The 776-nt window shown below is 66.6% G+C and carries 1 protein-coding gene; it reads left to right on the forward strand.

Annotation, left to right across the window (positions count from 1 at the left end; translation table 11 throughout):
• The coding region (locus KME75_RS42100) for an SDR family NAD(P)-dependent oxidoreductase (RefSeq protein WP_219420663.1) at positions 1–776 on the forward strand (776 nt) is incomplete at its 5' end.

Genomic DNA, 776 nt, shown 5'->3' on the forward strand with positions numbered 1-776 from the left:
TGGGCAAACTCCAGGACACCGTCGCGCTGATCACCGGATCGGACTCCGGGATCGGGCAGGCCACCGCGATCGAGTTCGCCCGCGAGGGCGCCGACGTCGTCGTCCATTACCTGCACGACGAGCAGGGGGCGAACTCCACCCGCGAGCAGGTCGAGGCCCACGGCCGCCGGGCAATCGTCGTGCAGGGCGACCACGGCTACGAGGACCAGGTCGAGCGCCTGTTTCAGGCGGCGTTCGACGCCTTCGGTCGGGTTGACATCCTGATGAACAACGCCAGCGTCGATGCTTCCGGCACCTATGTCGCCGACCTGAAGATCGCCGACTTCGAGGCCACCCTGCGCAGCAATCTCATCGGACAGCTGACCTGCTGCAAGCACTTCATCAACCACCGCAAACAGCACGGCGGCGGCGGCAAGATCATCAACACCACGTCTGTGCACCAGGAGCAGCCTCGGGCCGGGGCGGCGGACTACGACTGCTCGAAGGGGGCGCTGCGCAACCTCACCCGCACCCTGGTGCTCGAGGTCTCCGACATGGGCATGACGGTGAACAACATCGCGCCGGGCATGGTGCTGACCCCGTTCAACCAGAAGGCCATCGACGACCCAAAGTTCCGGGAGCAGCAGGTGCAGAGCATCCCGCTAAAGCGCGCCGCCCAACCCGAGGAGATCGCCCGGCTCGCGGTGTTCCTCGCCTCCAGCGAGGCCGACTACGTCACCGGCGCAACCTACGTCATGGACGGCGGGCTGATGCAGATGTCCGGCCAGGGCGCCTAG

The sequence above is a fragment of the Pseudonocardia nigra genome (genome assembly GCF_019396355.1).
Classification (GTDB): domain Bacteria; phylum Actinomycetota; class Actinomycetes; order Mycobacteriales; family Pseudonocardiaceae; genus Pseudonocardia; species Pseudonocardia nigra.